Here is a 17,592-nt window from a genome sequence, read left to right as displayed (position 1 = left end):
TATGTTCAACAACATGGCTCCACAACAACAAATTCATCAATGTGAACAAATTATTCAGCAATTGGCACAACAAACACAGCAAGGAACCGCTATGTATCAGCAGTTGCTGCAACAAGAGCAACAAAATGCATCCAGCCTTGAAAGTCTGATGCAACGTGAGCGTAATGCGGCTCAAATGATCCAAACTGCAATCCAGGACCACCAAAAAGCTATGCAGCAATACCAACAAGTTATTCAACTGTGTAATCAGTTGGAAAACACCATCCGCTCTAGCAGCCAAATGACTCAGCCTGGATTTGGCGATAACTATGCTTCCCGCAGTATGCAACCCTCCACCTTTGGTGCAGGAAGCCATATGAATCACAGTTATCCGCAACATATGGGAACAACTGGACAGCATTTCGCAGGCAATAGTAACATGCATCAGTACGGAAGTAGCAGTCAGCAAGGCATGAGAACAGCACCAAGCGGCATGTAAGCTGCTTTACACAAAAAAAGGGGAACAGCAGGCCATTGATTGGCTTGTTGTTCACCCTTTTTTATATTATTTATAGCCCTTTTTATCAGCCGTTGCTAATTTAATTCCCGTTCGGCCAGCACCTTCATGCCGTCTCGCAAATACTCCGCCAGCCCGGGGTGATAGCCTTCATACATTTTATTGAAATCCTCATGTTCTACATACAAGTCTCCCAGCCCGCTATAAATTTCTGCCGTTGGGGTATAAAATCGGCTTACCCATTGAAGATGACGGCGGATCAGCGCCTGTACTTCTGCACTGTTATGCTTCAAGCCTTTATTCATGGCTTTAGCCAGCTCCCGATGAATCTGATCTGCCTCTGCCTGCGAATCCAAATAATCCTCTTTACTCCAGTTCGTCGTGGCGGCCTTGCTCTCCTGGATCTTCTCTTCGACCTGTGAACCATAACGTTCTCTCAGATCACGTTCATACATTTCCTGTTTTTCCGGGTTAAATCCTTGATACATTTGCCCTGGTTCCATCATTTGTTCTCCTTTCAAATGGGCCACCGTTTGGTCGATGGTCTGAAGGAGAGTATGCAAGCGGAAGACCTTGGCCTCAACCTTGGCTCGATGCACCTGCAAAATCTCGGCCTTTTTTTCCTTGGTTTGCTCCAGTACATTACCAATTTCAGATAAAGGCAAATCCAGTTCTCTGTACACCATGATTTGCTGAAGTCTCAACAATTGGTCCTGTTCGTAATAGCGATATCCATTGTTTCCGATATGATGCGGCTTCAGCAATCCAATTTCATCATAATAATGCAAAGTTCGAACACTGATTCCCGACAGATCAGATACTTCCTTTACCGTATAAGCCATTCCGCTTCACCTCCCTTGCTTTCACAGTCTACAGCCTCACGTGGCGTGAGAGTCAACGCCCCCACTCCCCACCTTGGCACTACACTTTTACCCTATAAGCACGTTGTGAACCGCCCAATGGCAACGATTTTCCATACTTGCGACCTACAACAAGTATCTTCAGATATCTATGCAAAAAAAGCCCTCAAGCGTATTTCAGATAAGCTAGGGGCTCCATATATTTCTATTAGATTTGGGCATTAAGAGAAGCTTTTTCCCATGACCACATGATCGTAAAAAGCGATCTTTTGAATAATTTTCTCCAAGTTGTGCTGCGTTTGCGCCATATGCTCTTCTACTTTCTTTTTGTGGGCAACAAGGAAATCTCTTCTCTCTTGAATGGTGGCTTCTCCTTTTAGATTCAGCTCAAGGTATGCCTTAATTTCTTCAATGGTCATTCCTGTATCTTTCATAGCCATAAGGAACCTGATCCAATCGATTTGTTTCTCGGTATATACCCTTCTCCCACCTTCATCTCGACCGACATCAGGTAGAATGCCCTCTTTTTCATAATAACGAAGGGTAGATGCGGGCAATCCGCTCCTGATTTCAACTTCTTTAATGGAGTACATGGTTGATCCACTCCTGTTCTTTTATTTTCGCTTCAAGTCGGCTTTAACAACAATCCCCTATTCACTAAGTGAACAGCTAGCTCTCTTCCTGTCCTTCCGCCCGCAATTTTCTAATACAACTCCTAACATTCTCCTCCGGATGACTTACTTCCCATTGGTCCAACAGCCGATTGACCTCCTCATCCTGAGGATTCAATTGGTAATAAAATATTGCCGCTCTTAATTGGTGGTGCTCTTCGACAGGTTCATCATCAGGCCAATGGTATTCTTGCTTACCGTTCTCATCGGTAGTTCCTATCGCTCCATCCAGCAACGGAGAGCGTCCTTCTAGGCCTTCCCCACGTGCAACTGCTTTGAGAAAATCGGCATGTCCCGTGGCAACATCAGGCGAGCAACGGTACAAATGCTCAAAAATATCAAAGGCATCAATCGGATCATATTCCAGATTCTCAAGGAAGTGTCTTTGCAGCAGCGAGGCAACTTTCTTATTCCCCGTCAGTCCGGACAGAAAATAGAAGGTGGGCATCTGTGCCTCATAACGAAAATCGTCTACATGGCTGATAATATCGTCCACAATCTGGTCGGTCTGAAGACCTTCACGTGCTAACCGAGTTAGTATCCGGACTGCCTTATACTGCGTCCAATCGTAAACCCCAAATGCTACCTGATACAGCATGGGAATCGCCTTTTCCCTGTAATAGTAGATAATCTCAAAAATCGCATCCTGTTGAATATGCAGCCAGTCACCCAAACCTTCGTACTTTCCAGTCAAACTCTCCGGCTTCTGCAACTCAGTCCCAAAAAAATAACGTGGGAATAAAGGCAATGCCTCTTCCCCCAGCATAGCTGCAGAATTTTTTGCCTCGATAGTGAATTGCTCTCGCTGATCTACTAATCCGCCAACTTTTATAATGGCTGCAGGAATTGCAGTATCCAAATCGATCGCCTCCCTAGCTTTTTTATTCTTCTTCCAAAACTTAAATATTCTCATATGTAATCACAGCACCTTGACCTATATTACTAAAAATGCCCATTACCAACTAAAATACATTTTTTTGAATATATATCAGTAATAACCTGAAGTCACCCAACAGCTTTCCATCAAAAGGAAAACATATTTTGGGAATTACTTGTATACTTTTCAACAGTTTACTTAATATATGCGATTGCTCCTCTAAGCCTATTCTTTTTTATCATAATTATTTAGTATTATAAGGATATAAAAAAAGGAGGTTATCATTTGAAAAGTACAGGTATGACACGTCCCCTAGATGCGTTAGGCCGTATCGTTATTCCCAAAGAAATGCGAATTTCCATGGATTTTAATGTAGGTGATCCCGTTGAGATTTTCGCAGATGAGGAAACTGGTATTCTCGCCTTTCGAAAATATACCGGGGTGACGTGTAAAATGTGTGGTTCAGCAGAACAATTGACTTATTTTAGAGACAGTTTTATTTGTAAAGAATGTATTGAAAGTTTAAAGAAGGGGGTAAATTTTAGCCCTATCCAGAGATCGTCTAAATCAGCTTTAGCCAATGGACAACGGCCGATCAAAGAGTCCAAACGTCTGCGGCGATCGACAAAGCAGATGATTGAAAGTCTAAAAGAATTAATGCAAAAGCAACCCAATGCAGCACAGCACGAATATGCCAAAATACTTGAGGTTTCCCAAGCCCGTATATCCCAGCTCAAAAAAATGCTATAACTACAGCTTGCTACCCTACATAGGTATACACCAGAGATTTCATCATGTACAGCTAATTTTGAACCGTGATACGCAGCATCCTAGCTAACCGACAAAAAACAGGAAACACATATACGAAAATCCCCACTAGGTACAGAGAACTACTGGATGATTTGCAAGCGATTTATGTCTTATTCAAGAAAACAATGCCATTTAATAGTAATACGTAAATTAAAGGAAACGACCTTTTCTATTTAGAGAAGGTCATTTCGTTTATTTATTCATTTTTTTGTAATAGACCACCCTTGTCCAAAAATAAACGGCACACCCTATGAGTAAAATGGTCATTTGCCATCCAGAATCATCCTTGGTAAAAAAATCGTATAATGACCAACTCAGCAGTGCAATCGTATAAAAAACAAATCCAAATTTAGCAGATTGGTCGCTTTGGAACTTTTCCATTTCGTCAGCTTTTCGTAATTTCATTCCATGTCCTCCTCATAGAAAAATAATTTATCAATTTGTGTATTCAGATGTATGGATAGCTTGAATGCTAACGCTAAGGTAGGATCATATTTATTATTTTCGATGGCGTTTATGGTTTGTCTTGTAACGCCACATTTGTTGGCAAGCCCTTCTTGTGAGAGTTTCATATTCTTTCGCACATTTCTAATGTTATTTTTCAATGGATCCACCTTAACCCCAATAATGTAAAAAATATTTTACATTTATAATTATATTTTATTATTCAAAAATGTCAAATTGTTTTTACATAAAGTTGTTAATCGAGTATCTACTCCTTCTATAGAATGAACGCCACTTCTACCTTAACACCGTGGACATCGCCGCCTATTTTGTTGACAGCATAGAGCTTCCTGGTGATAGTGTTTTCCAAATAAATATCATCTTGAAGGAACATTTGCCCATTCCAATGAGTACGTTTGCACATATGATGTCACAAAATTCAATCTAAAGGAGAGATATACACCTTGTCTAAACGTTCTTTTAGTGGTTCGATGAGATCGCCACAACAACATTTCGCAACTACGAATGAAGTGAGCAATTTTGTTAATTTATGGGGAATCTTTACTGTTAACGGCCAACAGATTGTGGCTTTTGTAAAAAGCGTAGATCCCGCTAATAAATCAATGTTAGTACTATATCCTAACGGCACACAGTCTTTTATTGATGTTACTCAAATCAGTCAGGCTCAAGGCCCTTATCCAAGTATGCCTTCTATCGGAGGACAAAGCGGTGGTCAAGGTGGTGGCTCTCAGTGGCAGCCTCATGAGCAAGGCAGCGGTCAGGGCGGTGGGTCGCATTGGCAGCCTCATGGGCAAAGTGGCGGTCAGGGCGGTGGCTCCCAGTGGTATCCTCATGGGCAAGGCGGCGGTCAGGGCGGTGGCTCCCAGTGGTATCCTCATGGGCAAAGCGGCGGTCAGGGCGGTGGCTCCCAGTGGTATCCTCATGGGCAAAGCGGCAGCCAAGCCGGTGGCTCTCAGTGGCCTTCTCATGGGCAAAGCGGCGGTCAAGGCGGTAGCTCTCAGTGGCCTTCTCATGGGCAAAGCGGCGGTCAAGGTGGTAGCTCTCAGTGGCCTTCCGGTGGAACTCGTAGCGCTAAACATAAAAATCGGAAAAAATAAATATCAGACCGACCAGAGAGACAGCGCCCGCCGATCAAAGCGCTGTCTTTTGAACGGGTCATTGGCCATTTTTTTCCACCTTACGGAAATTTTCTAAAACATATTTCCATCAGGCCTTGCTGGCCATGTCTGCAATCTGATGAAGCCATTCTTTACGCGTATGTTCATCAGATTGAGGTACCGACTCAAAAAATAGATGGTACATAACATCAAGTCCGCAATATTCAAATATGCCTTTGTCGGACGTCAAGCGAAGTGCTTGATCCATGCCGTTGCTGGCATATTCCGCATGTGATTTCCCCTGGGTGTTGAGGATAATAGCTTTCTTCCCCTTGAGCAGTCCCATCTGCACCCCGTTTACATATTTGTAAGCAAATCCGTAGGAGAAGACGCGGTCAATATACCCCTTCAATATAGCTGGCATCCCCGTCCACCAAATCGGATAAATAAAGGTGATCACCTCTGCCCATTGCAAAAACCTCTGTTCCCGCACAATATCTTCTCCAATTCCTCCAATGATCTCGCTACTGCTGAGTACAGGTTGAAAGCCGATATCATATAGATCGCGAACGACTACATCATGTCCTTTTTGCTTTAGCCCCTTTACTGCTGTGGTCAAAATTGCATGATTAAAGCTTTCCCCAGACGGATGTGCGTAAATAATAAGATGTTTCATTCTTTCTCTCCTCCATTTGTTAATAAGGTGAGTGATTGATCAATTACATAACTATGTACTCCTTCAATGAACTGAATATGCTAACTTAATAGTTCCAATTAAGATACGTCCTGAGTAAACTTGAGCGGTATCCTGCTCATGAATATTACCCTCAGTTCATTGGTTAGTGATTGATCAATCACAAATTGATTGGTCTCAGTATAGTTTATTCCTTTTTACATGGCAAGTAGAAAGTGTTTTTTAATTTTTTATAAAAGTTTGTAAAAAGGTCTGCTCTAACTGCTTATACCGTACGGCACTATTCCTATAGAAATCTAAATGATCCTCTATAATATGACACCCTGTAGTCATATTATCACTGCTATGATGAGTTTGAAATGATCGCTCACAGCATACTCGGCATAGGAGGTTTAAATTACTTTCGCTCTCAATAACGATGTGTTGATTATGGATAGGGATGACACGAACAATAAAATTTTTAAATAAGAAAGGGGATATGTTATGCCCGCTTATGTTGTTTTTATTCGTGAACAGAGTATCGATCAAACTGAACTCCAACTTTATTCTGAGCTGGCACCGGCGGGTTTGGCGGGACATTCCGTCAAACCTCTAGCAATGTATGGAGCGTATCAGGTCCTCGAAGGCCCCGATATTGAAGGGCTGGCGATTTTGGAGTTCCCCACTTTTGAGGAAGCACAAGCTTGGTATTTTAGCCCAGCCTATCAAAAGGCCATAAAGCATCGACTGCGCGGAGGGCGATACCGGGGCGTCATTGTCGATAGTTTGCAGGGTTCACAAGACAAGTGAACTCGAAGTAGAGATACCTAGAGGTACTTCTCAACCACATTAATAATAGGAGGAATTAGTCACATGAGTTTTCAATTAGAAAGCATTTTAAGTGAGTTTAAAGGCAAAAGGGCCTTGGTCACAGGCGGTACCAAAGGAATGGGAGAGGCTATTGCTAAGAGACTTACGGCTGCAGGTGCTACCGTAATAACTACGGCTCGAACTACACCAGTTAATTTAGATAAACCAGACCTGTTTATTCCAGCCGATATTAGTACGCGAGAAGGTGTAGATAAAGTAGTAAACTGTGTTCTGGAGCGCCTAGGCGGTGTAGATATTCTTATCAACAATGTTGGAGGCTCGTCAGCCCCATCCGGGGGTGCTCTTATCTTGACAGACGAGCATTGGCAGCAAACTTTTAACGCCAATCTGTTTGCTGCTGTCCGTCTAGACCGTGGATTGCTGCCGGCTATGGTAGAAAAGGGTTCTGGTGTTATTATTCATATTTCATCCATTCAACGTCGCTTGCCGCTATATGATGCAACATTGGCTTATGCTGCGGCCAAAGCAGCTTTAACTACTTACAGCAAGGGGTTATCCAAGCAGTTTTCGCCTCAAGGTATTCGTATTAATACAGTTGCGCCAGGCTTTATCGAAACGAAAGCAGCACAAAATTTGATTGATCGGATTGCTGAGACGACAGGCGACCGACAAAGTGCATTAAAGCAACTGATGGACTCGTTGGGAGGCATTCCAATGGGTCGTCCAGGACTACCAGAAGAAGTCGCCGAGCTTGTTGCTTTTCTGGTTTCCGACCGGGCCGCTTCCATTACTGGAAGTGAATATAATATTGACGGTGGAACAGTTCCGACGGTCTAAAAATCAAGCCATATAAGCTTTACCAAATATTTTTCAGTCTAACATTTGATTTTCAATAGACAATCGCGTAGAAAGCGCAATAAAGCCTATCAGATGGGTACTCATACGCAGAGCGTATTTCAATATCCATCCGATAGGCTTTCATATAACTACTTACCGTTTAATAATGACCAGCTTGGTTTCCAACATTTCTTCCATGGCATACTTTACGCCTTCGCGTCCGGTGCCACTTTGCTTCACACCGCCATACGGCATATGGTCGACACGGAAGCTTGGAATATCATTAATCACCACGCCGCCAACCTCAAGCTTGTCCGCTGCATCCAGCGCGGTCGTGATATCACGAGTGTAAATTCCTGCCTGCAGACCATAGATCGAATCATTTACATGGTTTACAGCTTCATCTATAGAGCTAACGGAATGAATCAGCACAAGCGGGGCAAACACTTCGCGGCAAGACACCTTGGAAGTCGGGTCCACATCAAGCAATACGGTCGGCTCCAAGATCCCTCCTTCGGCATGACCACCCAGAGCAATCCTCGCGCCTGCTTGAACCGCTTCCTCCAGCCACTCACGAACACGCTCAACATCCTTGGCTGAGATGAGCGCCGATACGTCCGTGTCCGGATCTAACGGATCTCCCGTTTTTAACCGCTGAGTCGCTTCTATAAATCGCGATACAAATGGATCATACAATTCATCAACAACGTAAATACGTTGAACTGAAATACATACCTGCCCCTGATTAGCAAAGGCTCCACTCACACAACGGTCGATGATCGCGTCCACATCCGTATCACGGTCGATAATAACAGCAGCGTTGGACCCCAGCTCCAGCGTGACCCGCTTCAAGCCAGCCTTGGAGCGAATTTCTGTACCGACCACCGGGCTACCGGTGAAGGTGATATAGCTGACCCGTGGATCAGTGACCAGTACGTCGCCAATTGTTTTGCCGTCGCCGCTGATCACGTTAAGAGCCCCTGCTGGCAATCCAGCTTGCTCCAGCAACTCCGCGATCAAGTAAGCCGACAGCGGCGTCTGCTCCGCAGGCTTCAATACGATCGTATTGCCCGCTGCCAGCGCTGGGCCTACTTTATGAGCGACCAGGTTCATCGGGAAGTTAAATGGTGTGATCGCTCCTACTACCCCGACCGGTTCTTTGAGCGTGTAGGCCATCCGTCCTTCACCACCCGGTGCAGCATCCAGCGGAATGGTTTCCCCATGGATGCGCTTGGCTTCTTCGGCTGCAAACTTATAGGTTTGCACGGTCCGATCTACTTCGGCGAGCGCAGCCTTCCAAGGCTTGGACGCTTCGCGTGCAATGATACGCGCTGCATCCTCTCGTCGCTCTTCCAGCAGGTCAGCCAGCTTCTCCAAAATAGCTGATCGCTGGTGCGCTGGCATGGCTCGCATCTCTGCGCGTGCATCCGATGCTGCCAGAATTGCGGCCTTGGCATCCTCGGCAGTAGCCTCTGCTACTTCAGCAATGACTTCCCCGGAATACGGTGACTTCAGCGTTGTATAAGATGAAGCTGTTTTCCACTCCCCACCAATAAATAAATGCTGCTGCATACTGCTTTCCTCCTTTTTCTCTATATCAATGCTCCATTTAACTGCTATTTTACCGTCAGCACCGGACAAGGTGCATGCTGAATCACATAATGACTCACGCTACCCAAAATCAGCTCCGTAACAAGTCCTTGTCCACGGGTTCCCATAATGATCAGATCTGCCTTTTCCTGCTGTGCAGTCTCGCAAATAATACTCGCCGGATCACCATGACCCGCCAACATACGGTATGAAATGCCCTCGTCCTTCAAATAATCGGCTGCAGGCTCCAGGATATGACGACCTTCCTCCTCGATCCGCTCCTCCACATCAATCCCAACCGGGGGTTCATTCATGGATAAAGCCGGATTTACATGCAATACGGTCAGATGCGAATCCCCCTGAAGCTGCTTGGCCAACGTTTTCGCTGACTCCAACGCCTTCATAGCGTGTTCCGAACCATCAATCGCGACCAGAATATGTTTGAATTCGCTCATACTCTTTTCCTCCCCAGAAGATCAATATTAGTGTGCATCTACCTGAATATCCTGCATATGTCGGCGACGTACGATCAGCACAGCTACACCGATCAATACCATCAATGCTCCAAAATAAAACGGAGTTTCTGCTGAGTACCACTCTGACAGCTTCCCTGCAAGCCACGGCGAAATAGCCCCGCCCAAAAAGCGCATAAAGCTGTAAGCCGCAGATGCTGTGGAGCGCTCCACTGGAGCGGCCTGCATAACAGCAGTAGTAATCAATGTATTGTTAATTCCCAGAAAAATACCAGCCACAATGACGGCTACAATGACAGTCGTTGGCGAACCTGTTAAAGTCCCGATCGCCATAACCCCTAAATCAATGGCGAACAGCGTTAGCATGACACTAATGGAAGATACCACGCTAAAGCGTGCTTGAATCTTAGGAGCTACAAATACTGAAGTAAAGGCCAGCATAATTCCCCAGCCAAAAAACACATAACCCAATCCATGTTCGTCTAAATGCATGACATATGGAGAATACGCCATCAACGTAAAGAATCCAAAGTTATATAACAATGCGACAATGCCGAGCGTGAACAAGGCGGAATAACTCAGCGCTTTGAATGGGTCCGCAATGGAACCTCGTTTCTTCGGCTTTGGAATCGAAGGCAGCATAAACGTAATGAACAAAAATCCGATAACCATCAGTCCGGCTACACCGAAAAATGGGCCTCTCCAGGAAATGGAACCCAGCTCTCCGCCTAACAGCGGGCCGACTGAAATCCCAAGGCCCAGTGCCGCTTCATACAAAATAATCGCTTTAGCTGTTCCGGAAGTGGACAGGCCTACAATCGCAGACAGCGCTGTTGCGATAAACAAAGCGTTCCCCAGGCCCCATCCTGCCCGGTAGCCTACAATTCCACCAACTGTATTGGCCGTGCCACCCAGTCCAGCAAACACAATAATGAATAAAATACCGGTTAATAATGTCCATTTGACACCCAACCGACTAGAGACGACGCCCGTAATCAGCATCGCAACGCCCGTCACCAGATTATAGCTGGTAAACAGCAATGACACCTGACTTTTCGTCGCATGAAGCTGATCGGCAATGGCTGGCAGGATCGGATCGACTAATCCCAGACCCATAAATGAAATAACACAGGCAAAGGCGACCGCCCATACAGCTTTGGGCTGAGACAGCAAGCCTGAGCGTTCTTTTAACTCTTCAGGTAATGCATGTTGTGAACTCATAATACAATGTTACCTCCACATCTGAATGTAAGTGTTCTTATTATGATGGATTGTGATCAAGTTCCTCATCCAAAAGGATCTTGCGTTCACGAACCCTGACCCGCAGTTCTTCCAATTCAGTCTGAAGCATACGGATGCTGTTGATTTTTCCCTCCATTAATTCCAACTGTTCGTTCAGTGTACGTTCCATATCTTCTAACATCGCCCGTCGCTCGATCGGCTGCAAATGCTCCGTTCGCTCGCGATATTCCTCCCGCTGCCCCTTGAGCATTTCTGCTGCGGTCATGTAACGCTGAAGCTCTTGCAAAGAAAAACCAAGCACTTCCTTGGCACTCACGATTTTTTTTAGTAAATCCACATCCTCCTGCGTATACAGCCGCATATTTCCTTCACTGCGCTGCGGGGAGGGCAATAAGCCGATTTCCTCATAATAACGAATGGTTCGCTTGGTCAAACCACTTTGCTTGGCGACCTCATCAATTTTATACGTAACCATGACACCCACCTTATGAAAAAGATTATATATAAATACTACGCCTATATAACGTTAACGTCAACGTAAACTTTAAAGTAAAAAGAAACCGCCTCTGTTAGAGACGGTTCCTCTTTGGGATTGTATGATCATAGACCCGAAGCATCGGCGTTCAAGTCCATGAATATCACATTAGATGAAAAAAGTACGTGTGATGATAACCAGCAAAATGAAGAGCACCAAAATTACCCCAGTGGAAGTCCACATGCCGTAGCCGCCACCGCCACAACCTCTATCTACTTCACCCATCTCAGAATTCCTCCTCCCTCTGTCGATTACAGCAATTCGCTCGAAAACAGACTCATGAGCAATGAATCAGATGACGAATGCTTTGGAAATAATAACGAGCAGAATGAAAAGTACCAGAATCGCTCCTGTAGATGTAAAAGCTCCATAACCAGCGCCTACTCCAGACATGGTGATTCCTCCCTTCATGGTTTACAAGAGCATCTTATGCTTATGCCGCCGACCATGATAGGGACAAATGCTGAGCTTGTCGCCCAAATGTGGGTGGAGATATGTGGTTCAGTTATTCTCCGGATCCGAGCATGCCGTGATACAGGAGGTTTTGTGCCTGCTTGGCAAGTACAGACGGGCTTTCACGTCCAGGCAGCAATTTCGTTAACGTCAGCCGTTCAATCAAGCCGATCACACTTTCTGCTGTCAGTTCAGGGTCCAGCTCCTCACGACAGGAACCCCATCGTTGCGCCGCCAGCAGATGCTTCTTGATATGCTCCGCCATTTCTGCCTTGATGTGTACTGAGTCTGCCGCCTGGTAAAATCCAACACGAGTGATTGCCGGATTATTAGACAACATGCGAAAAATAGCTTCCAGAAAAGCTTGTCCCCGTCTCAAAACTTCAGCCTCGCTGAAGTCCGGGCCAATCTTCATGCTTTGTACCGTCTCATTCACTAAGGTACGGAAGCTCTTCACAAGCTCCTTATACATTTGTTCCTTGCTTTCAAAATGAATATAAAAATCCGGCTGCGTCAATCCTGCACGCGCCGCAATCGAACTTACCTTTGTTTGGTAAAACCCGGTTTGAGCGAACTCTTCAGCCCCTGCTTCCAGTAACAACCGCCGACTTTCCCGACTTCTGACTCCAGCTCTCATCACGGTCTTGCCCCCTTACACCACAAATCTATCGTATTATAAAATTCCTTTGCAGTAAGAACAACGGGCTTGAGGATGATATATACCTTTCCTTCAAAAGTCCTAATGCAGAAGGACTGAAAGTTTTGGAAAATCAAGGGCATCCCCTTCAAGGTATAATTAACCAATTAGACGGATGAGCGAGCAGGAATGAGCATATCGAAATCAAATTTTTACATCGGCATCGGCATTATACATATATATCAATGATGAGGGCCATATTTACGCATCATTTCAATTGTTGTCAGATCATCATCCAGTCCCCGTTGTTGCAAACCGTCGATAATCTGCTGACGTTCCTCCCCTTTGACATTTTGGCCGAATTTAAACTTGGCAGTCCACTCATGTGGAACGATTTTGATCAGAGCGACCCCTTTCAAACGTGAAGCATACCGTGAATCGCTGGCATCGATCGGATCATAACCGCCTTCCGGTTGCAACTTTCTCATAAAAATGGAAAATGCCGATGCCTTTTCCTCCAGATCCACTACATGCTCTGCATGACCACGCACGGTAATACTTTTGAAAAATGTAGTCGCCGGACATGCCATATGTTCATCGGTAAAATAAGACGGAATGAGCGCATACTCTTTGGCTGCTGAAAAAGTGACTCTATTGTCCTCTTTCATTAGTTCCATCTTTTCTCCAGCACGGCTGCCATGAATATAAAAGACGCCATTCCCATAAGCGAAATTCAAAGGAACCACACGCGGAAAACCATCCTCGCTGTTCATGCCTAAAAATCCAAAACTGACCTCGTTAAGAAACTCCTCTATTTCCTCTTGTTCGGCCACTGTAAACTCTTTTCTTCTCATGAGTATCTCTCCTTCCATCTATTGACCAACGATATATTTCAGATTATGTTGAAAATGGATTATTAAAAAGACCCAATATGAATGAAAATGACTGGACCAATCTAAGGAGAAACGTATGGACATTACGATAGCTTACCAGCGTACGCTTCAAAAATATCATTTGAAATACTTGGCATTGTATCACGCTCTTCGAGAGGGAATTCTGACTGGCTCCCTTGCCAGTGGTACGCGCCTGCCTTCCAGTCGCGATCTGGCTGTGATGTATGGAATTTCGCGCGGGAGTGTTAAAGAAGCATACGATATGCTGTTGGCAGAAGGATATGTAAATTCGGTAGTAGGCAGAGGAACCTTTGTTATGGAGCAGACTGTAATGCTGCCAGACGAATCTCGAATCGACCTGCAGAACCAAAACCCGCCTATTGCAAAACAAATAGCCCCTGCTCTGTCAGCATGGGGACAACGAATAATGCAGCTCGAAAAAGAACGAGTCTTATACTCGACTCCTGTGTTTGCTACGGATCGAGACGATGCGAACCTGCCTTTGATTTCTTTTCAAGCCGATGAAGTTGTATTGGAGGGTAGCTCACAGATCGCATGGAAAAGTGCATTGGCTGCCGCTGGCAAGGACTTGCAGAAGCCTTCAGATGATTCGGCGCCTGCACCAGTGAACGGTGATCAATGGCTGCGTGAAGCGATCTGCCAGCATGTTGGCAGAACACGCGGAATTACGGCCACACCGGATCAAGTCGTATTATGTAGCGGTTCCATGGAAGCGATCACGCTGCTAACTCAGCTGCTTATTCATGAACAAGATAACATTGTACTGGAGAATCCCTGTTATTCCGGCATCTATCGTGCAGTTACCGCCTCAGGCGGACGTATACGCGCTGCTGAACTGGATCAGCAGGGACTTATTCCACAGGATTGGGATGCCAAACTCCTGTTCGTTACGCCTGGAAGGCAGTTTCCAACCGGTGCTGTACTGCCATTAGCACGCCGGCAGCATATTTTGCAATGGGCAACATCCAAGGGGGCGTGGATCATTGAGGATGATTATGACAGTGAATTCCGCTGGGCAGGACGTCCCATCGAACCGTTAAAAGCTCTGGATCGCGCAGAATGTGTCATCTATGTTGGTTCCTTTTCCAAAAGTATGTTTAGCAGCCTTCGACTCGGGTATGCCATCCTGCCAGTTGAATTGGCGCAAGCGCTGACTGCAGCCAAACGACTATACGATCCCCTGCCGCCTGCCCGCTTGGAGCAGCGCGCGCTGGCGCGTTTTATGATGCGCGGAGACTACGTTCGTCATTTACGGCGGATGACTCGAATATACAGATTACGCTACGACGTGTTCCAGCATGAAATCCAGCCGTTAAGTGAGCTGTTTCACTGGCATCAGACCGATTGTGGTCTGCACGCCTATGCGATCTGGAAGCATGGGTCTGCCCAGTACCATCATTTCCTGCAGACAGCACGTTTTTACGGAGTCACATGGCGTGATGCCGCTGATTACCAGCTGACACCAGGACCTCCCTCAGCCTGCTTTAACTTTGCTCACTTAACGGAGCAGCAAATTATCGAAGGTGTTAAGCGCCTGCGCCAGGCCTGGGACAGTATCAAACATAGTATCACGGAGCTCAGCTGAGGCTTTAAAAGGGGGCTTTATTTGCACCTTGTGTATAGCAAATTAGACAAACAATAAAGAAGAATTGCCCCTTCCCACTCCCTTACTTTTTCATATGATGCTAGTAACTTAAAAGAATTGGAGTGAGAAGAAATGGCAATTAGTCCACTTTGTAAAAAGTTTGCCGCTATATTAAAAGCAACACCTCAAATTATTAACGGAGTTTGTACTGCTTCTAATGTCAGAAATAACATTAAGCCGGTCATTTTAGGTAAAAGGGCCAGATCCTTCCTTGCCATACCCCAGGCTTTTTCTTTCGAAAGTATTGGCCGTAACGGAAAAGGACTATGTCTTGGTGAAACCGTGATTTTGACCGCAGAAATTAATCCGTTTATTTCCCGGCTTCGCAAACATGGTGTCAAAGTGACGGCACTGCACAACCACTGGCTATTCGATAACCCCAATCTTTGGTACATCCACTTCGAAAAAGTAGAAAAGCCGCTTGTTTTCGCCGCAGAAGTGCGTGACGCGCTTAATGTCTTGACGACGAAGATTGTCCGGCCGGTGGTTACAAAGAAATAAGCTATTCATAAATGCAAGAGGTCCGCTTAGGCGGATCTTTTTTTGTTATGGGCGGAACATAGGACAAAACAAATTAATATTCTACATTAGCCCATTTATCTATAAAGGAGAGCTGTATGAAAAACAAATTAGTCTATGATTATATTGTTGTGGGAACAGGTCCTGGGGGTGCTGTAATAGCGAAAACCCTTACGGATGATAAGCAAACATCGGTTCTTGTGCTGGAAGCAGGGGAAAATAACGATAAAGACAAACCCATTAGGGACTCTACCTTTGCCCCAGAGCTGGAGGAACAATTTTTCCCTGAATACTTTTGGCAAGGGGAAGGCATTCCACAAAATGGAGTAGACGATCGGTCATTCGAATGGACCACAGGACGGCTGCTAGGCGGCGGTTCTTCTATTAACGGCGAGCAGTATGTACGGCCTACTTCGGCTGTGTTTAGAGAATGGGAAAAGCTTTTAGGCCCATTATGGTCACCTAGAAGAGCCATTCGCCGATTCAAAAAACTAGAAAAATATAATGGAGAAACGAATAACCCAAGGGTTCACGGATATAGCGGACGGATTGATATCAGGCAAGCCCCTGTAAATCCCACGTCTATGGCACAGAAACTAACTTTGGCCATTGAACGTGCGACAGGGTTTCCGGAAATCCTCGATTATAACGATCCTAAAACTCCCCTTGGTCCCTTTACCCGATGGCAGTTGTTCCAAAAACCAAATGGACGCAGGGAAAGCTCTTCAACCGCTTTTCTCTCGCCAGGCATCATGACTTCTTCCGGACAGGGCGTAAATGGCCGGAAGTTGAGGGTTTTCTTTAAATCAACAACTTTGCGCGTTCTTTTTACTAACAAGCGCGCTGTAGGAGTGGAATTCCTCCGTGAAGGAATATGTACACGAGCTTATGCACGGAAGAAAGTTATCGTCTCAGCAGGCATTAACAGCGCCCAGTTATTAATGCTATCCGGAATCGGACCTGAGAAATCGCTTAAAGACAAAGGGATTCATGTAGTATTTAATAATCCCAATGTAGGCAAACGCCTGCGTAACCATACACTGAACTTCGCCTCCTTCTCAACCAATCCCAGGGACCGCGCACTGCCTTCTAACGATCCAAATGCTCTATATACGGGTGGAGCCTTCTTGCCTGATCCCAATGGAACGGAGGACCATCGTCGGGCGGTTCAAATGCTAGGCATAGGTTCGGAAGGCATGCTTACCCTAGGATTGATTTACTTACGCCCTGCAAGCTGGGGATCGATCAAACTGCAAAACAATGACCCTCTGAAAATCGTACTTGCAGATGAAGGCTTTCTCTCGAATCCCGAGGACATGGAAGCGGTGAAAAACATATATAAAAATTATGTCAAGAACATAGCGGCAGAGCTGACGGCCATTGATCCATCATATCAGCTCGTTTCTCCTACGCTTGACGTTATTGATAACGACTCTAGCCTGGAGGAATTTATCAAGCAAAATTTTGGCCATAATCATCACCAGCAAGGCTCTCTTCGCATGGCCCCATTAAATAGAGGAGGCGTCGTGGATCGCAGAGGTAACGTGCATGGAGTCAAAAATTTAATCGTTGCCGATGCTTCCATCATCCCCTTCACGGTCGATGGCAACACATCCGCTGCTGCATACCTGATAGGGTACACCATAGCACGACAATTAAAGCTGCTGGATAAAAATATACGCGCTCGAAAGTGGATACGGCCACGATATGAAGAAAATGAAGAGTAGCCTTATGCGGTGAGATGACGCAGCCATTCAAATCTTCTATCTCCACTTGTAATCCATCAAATTCGCAATCACTGAATTGGACAGATCACATTTATCAAAAATAAGATCTGTCCATTCACCTTCTGGCAATGATGATTCTATGATAGGCACCTCTACCTCCATTATGAATAGACTTCTAGGATATCTATATGAATCTATTTTCTATTCATTCTCACGCATAGGGTAGCAAAAATATTTCTG

Annotated in this window: 21 protein-coding genes; 8 read left to right on the top strand and 13 right to left on the bottom strand. The window is 45.3% G+C overall.

Features of this window, described 5'->3' with window-relative positions:
* The first annotated feature begins 1 nt into the window (after position 1).
* Complete coding sequence (locus tag ACQQ6X_RS00915; protein ID WP_149035364.1) at positions 2-478, top strand: hypothetical protein; 477 nt, start codon at positions 2-4, stop codon at positions 476-478.
* 95 nt (positions 479-573) lie between these two features.
* Here the strand turns inward: ACQQ6X_RS00915 and ACQQ6X_RS00910 are convergent, their stop codons facing one another.
* The 3 genes from ACQQ6X_RS00910 to ACQQ6X_RS00900 form a co-directional block, all read right to left on the bottom strand.
* Complete coding sequence (locus ACQQ6X_RS00910; RefSeq protein ID WP_305167665.1) at positions 574-1,338, bottom strand: MerR family transcriptional regulator; 765 nt, start codon at positions 1,336-1,338, stop codon at positions 574-576.
* Between the two features lie 239 nt (positions 1,339-1,577).
* Positions 1,578-1,949: a MerR family transcriptional regulator gene (locus ACQQ6X_RS00905; protein ID WP_149035362.1), complete on the bottom strand. Its 372-nt coding sequence runs from the start codon at positions 1,947-1,949 to the stop codon at positions 1,578-1,580.
* 76 nt (positions 1,950-2,025) lie between these two features.
* Positions 2,026-2,886, bottom strand: coding sequence for a transcriptional regulator (locus ACQQ6X_RS00900; RefSeq protein ID WP_305167664.1), 861 nt, complete (start codon positions 2,884-2,886; stop codon positions 2,026-2,028).
* A 303-nt stretch (positions 2,887-3,189) separates the two neighbouring features.
* Here ACQQ6X_RS00900 and ACQQ6X_RS00895 point away from each other — a divergent pair, with 303 nt between their 5' ends.
* Positions 3,190-3,654 carry an AbrB/MazE/SpoVT family DNA-binding domain-containing protein gene (locus ACQQ6X_RS00895; protein ID WP_305167663.1) on the top strand — a complete coding sequence of 155 codons (465 nt, stop codon included), beginning with the start codon at positions 3,190-3,192 and terminating at the stop codon, positions 3,652-3,654.
* Positions 3,655-3,906: 252 nt separating this feature from the next.
* Here ACQQ6X_RS00895 and ACQQ6X_RS00890 read toward each other — a convergent pair whose 3' ends face one another.
* Positions 3,907-4,119, bottom strand: a complete 213-nt coding sequence (locus ACQQ6X_RS00890; protein ID WP_305167662.1) for a hypothetical protein — start codon at positions 4,117-4,119, stop codon at positions 3,907-3,909.
* Positions 4,116-4,319: a helix-turn-helix transcriptional regulator gene (locus ACQQ6X_RS00885; protein WP_149035359.1), complete on the bottom strand. Its 204-nt coding sequence runs from the start codon at positions 4,317-4,319 to the stop codon at positions 4,116-4,118. The genes ACQQ6X_RS00890 and ACQQ6X_RS00885 overlap by 4 nt, the downstream gene beginning before the upstream one ends.
* 303 nt (positions 4,320-4,622) lie before the next feature.
* Here ACQQ6X_RS00885 and ACQQ6X_RS00880 point away from each other — a divergent pair, with 303 nt between their 5' ends.
* On the top strand, positions 4,623-5,276 hold the full coding sequence (locus tag ACQQ6X_RS00880; RefSeq protein WP_305167661.1) for a hypothetical protein: 654 nt from the start codon (positions 4,623-4,625) through the stop codon (positions 5,274-5,276).
* Between the two features lie 109 nt (positions 5,277-5,385).
* On the opposite strand, the gene ACQQ6X_RS00875 is transcribed toward ACQQ6X_RS00880, so the two are convergent.
* Positions 5,386-5,952 (bottom strand): NAD(P)H-dependent oxidoreductase, encoded by a 567-nt coding sequence (locus ACQQ6X_RS00875; protein ID WP_305167660.1) that lies wholly within the window; start codon positions 5,950-5,952, stop codon positions 5,386-5,388.
* Between the two features lie 501 nt (positions 5,953-6,453).
* Here ACQQ6X_RS00875 and ACQQ6X_RS00870 point away from each other — a divergent pair.
* Together ACQQ6X_RS00870 and ACQQ6X_RS00865 are read left to right on the top strand one after the other, a co-directional pair.
* Positions 6,454-6,759 (top strand): DUF1330 domain-containing protein, encoded by a 306-nt coding sequence (locus ACQQ6X_RS00870; RefSeq protein WP_149035356.1) that lies wholly within the window; start codon positions 6,454-6,456, stop codon positions 6,757-6,759.
* 63 nt (positions 6,760-6,822) lie between these two features.
* Positions 6,823-7,617: an SDR family oxidoreductase gene (locus tag ACQQ6X_RS00865; RefSeq protein WP_305167659.1), complete on the top strand. Its 795-nt coding sequence runs from the start codon at positions 6,823-6,825 to the stop codon at positions 7,615-7,617.
* Between the two features lie 153 nt (positions 7,618-7,770).
* Here ACQQ6X_RS00865 and ACQQ6X_RS00860 read toward each other — a convergent pair whose 3' ends face one another.
* The 7 genes from ACQQ6X_RS00860 to ACQQ6X_RS00830 all read right to left on the bottom strand — a co-directional run bounded on the left by ACQQ6X_RS00860 (position 7,771) and on the right by ACQQ6X_RS00830 (position 13,401).
* On the bottom strand, positions 7,771-9,189 hold the full coding sequence (locus ACQQ6X_RS00860; protein ID WP_305167658.1) for an aldehyde dehydrogenase family protein: 1,419 nt from the start codon (positions 9,187-9,189) through the stop codon (positions 7,771-7,773).
* Between the two features lie 44 nt (positions 9,190-9,233).
* Positions 9,234-9,662: a universal stress protein gene (locus ACQQ6X_RS00855; RefSeq protein ID WP_305167657.1), complete on the bottom strand. Its 429-nt coding sequence runs from the start codon at positions 9,660-9,662 to the stop codon at positions 9,234-9,236.
* Between the two features lie 27 nt (positions 9,663-9,689).
* Positions 9,690-10,901: an MFS transporter gene (locus ACQQ6X_RS00850; RefSeq protein WP_305167656.1), complete on the bottom strand. Its 1,212-nt coding sequence runs from the start codon at positions 10,899-10,901 to the stop codon at positions 9,690-9,692.
* A gap of 40 nt (positions 10,902-10,941) precedes the next feature.
* A complete protein-coding gene (locus ACQQ6X_RS00845; RefSeq protein ID WP_063211455.1) occupies positions 10,942-11,397 on the bottom strand; it encodes a MerR family transcriptional regulator in 456 nt (151 codons plus the stop codon).
* 351 nt (positions 11,398-11,748) lie between these two features.
* Positions 11,749-11,850, bottom strand: coding sequence for a hypothetical protein (locus ACQQ6X_RS00840; RefSeq protein ID WP_014599460.1), 102 nt, complete (start codon positions 11,848-11,850; stop codon positions 11,749-11,751).
* 112 nt (positions 11,851-11,962) lie between these two features.
* Positions 11,963-12,547 (bottom strand): TetR/AcrR family transcriptional regulator, encoded by a 585-nt coding sequence (locus ACQQ6X_RS00835; protein WP_305167736.1) that lies wholly within the window; start codon positions 12,545-12,547, stop codon positions 11,963-11,965.
* Between the two features lie 242 nt (positions 12,548-12,789).
* Entirely contained in the window at positions 12,790-13,401 is a 612-nt protein-coding gene (locus ACQQ6X_RS00830) for a pyridoxamine 5'-phosphate oxidase family protein (RefSeq protein ID WP_305167655.1), read from the bottom strand.
* A gap of 115 nt (positions 13,402-13,516) precedes the next feature.
* On the opposite strand from ACQQ6X_RS00830, the gene ACQQ6X_RS00825 reads away from it, so the two are divergent.
* The 3 genes from ACQQ6X_RS00825 (at position 13,517) to ACQQ6X_RS00815 (ending at position 17,352) form a co-directional block, all read left to right on the top strand.
* Positions 13,517-15,046 (top strand): PLP-dependent aminotransferase family protein, encoded by a 1,530-nt coding sequence (locus tag ACQQ6X_RS00825; RefSeq protein ID WP_305167654.1) that lies wholly within the window; start codon positions 13,517-13,519, stop codon positions 15,044-15,046.
* A gap of 132 nt (positions 15,047-15,178) precedes the next feature.
* Entirely contained in the window at positions 15,179-15,607 is a 429-nt protein-coding gene (locus tag ACQQ6X_RS00820) for a DUF1259 domain-containing protein (protein ID WP_305167653.1), read from the top strand.
* Positions 15,608-15,723: 116 nt separating this feature from the next.
* The gene (locus ACQQ6X_RS00815) at positions 15,724-17,352 is read left to right on the top strand and encodes a GMC family oxidoreductase (protein ID WP_305167652.1); all 1,629 of its coding nucleotides are present in this window, start codon (positions 15,724-15,726) and stop codon (positions 17,350-17,352) included.
* Positions 17,353-17,592: the final 240 nt, after the last annotated feature.

This window comes from Paenibacillus ottowii (genome assembly GCF_050516475.1).
GTDB lineage: Bacteria > Bacillota > Bacilli > Paenibacillales > Paenibacillaceae > Paenibacillus > Paenibacillus ottowii.
Note: the sequence above shows the minus strand (reverse complement) of the source record. Positions and strands in the feature narration are given on the sequence as shown.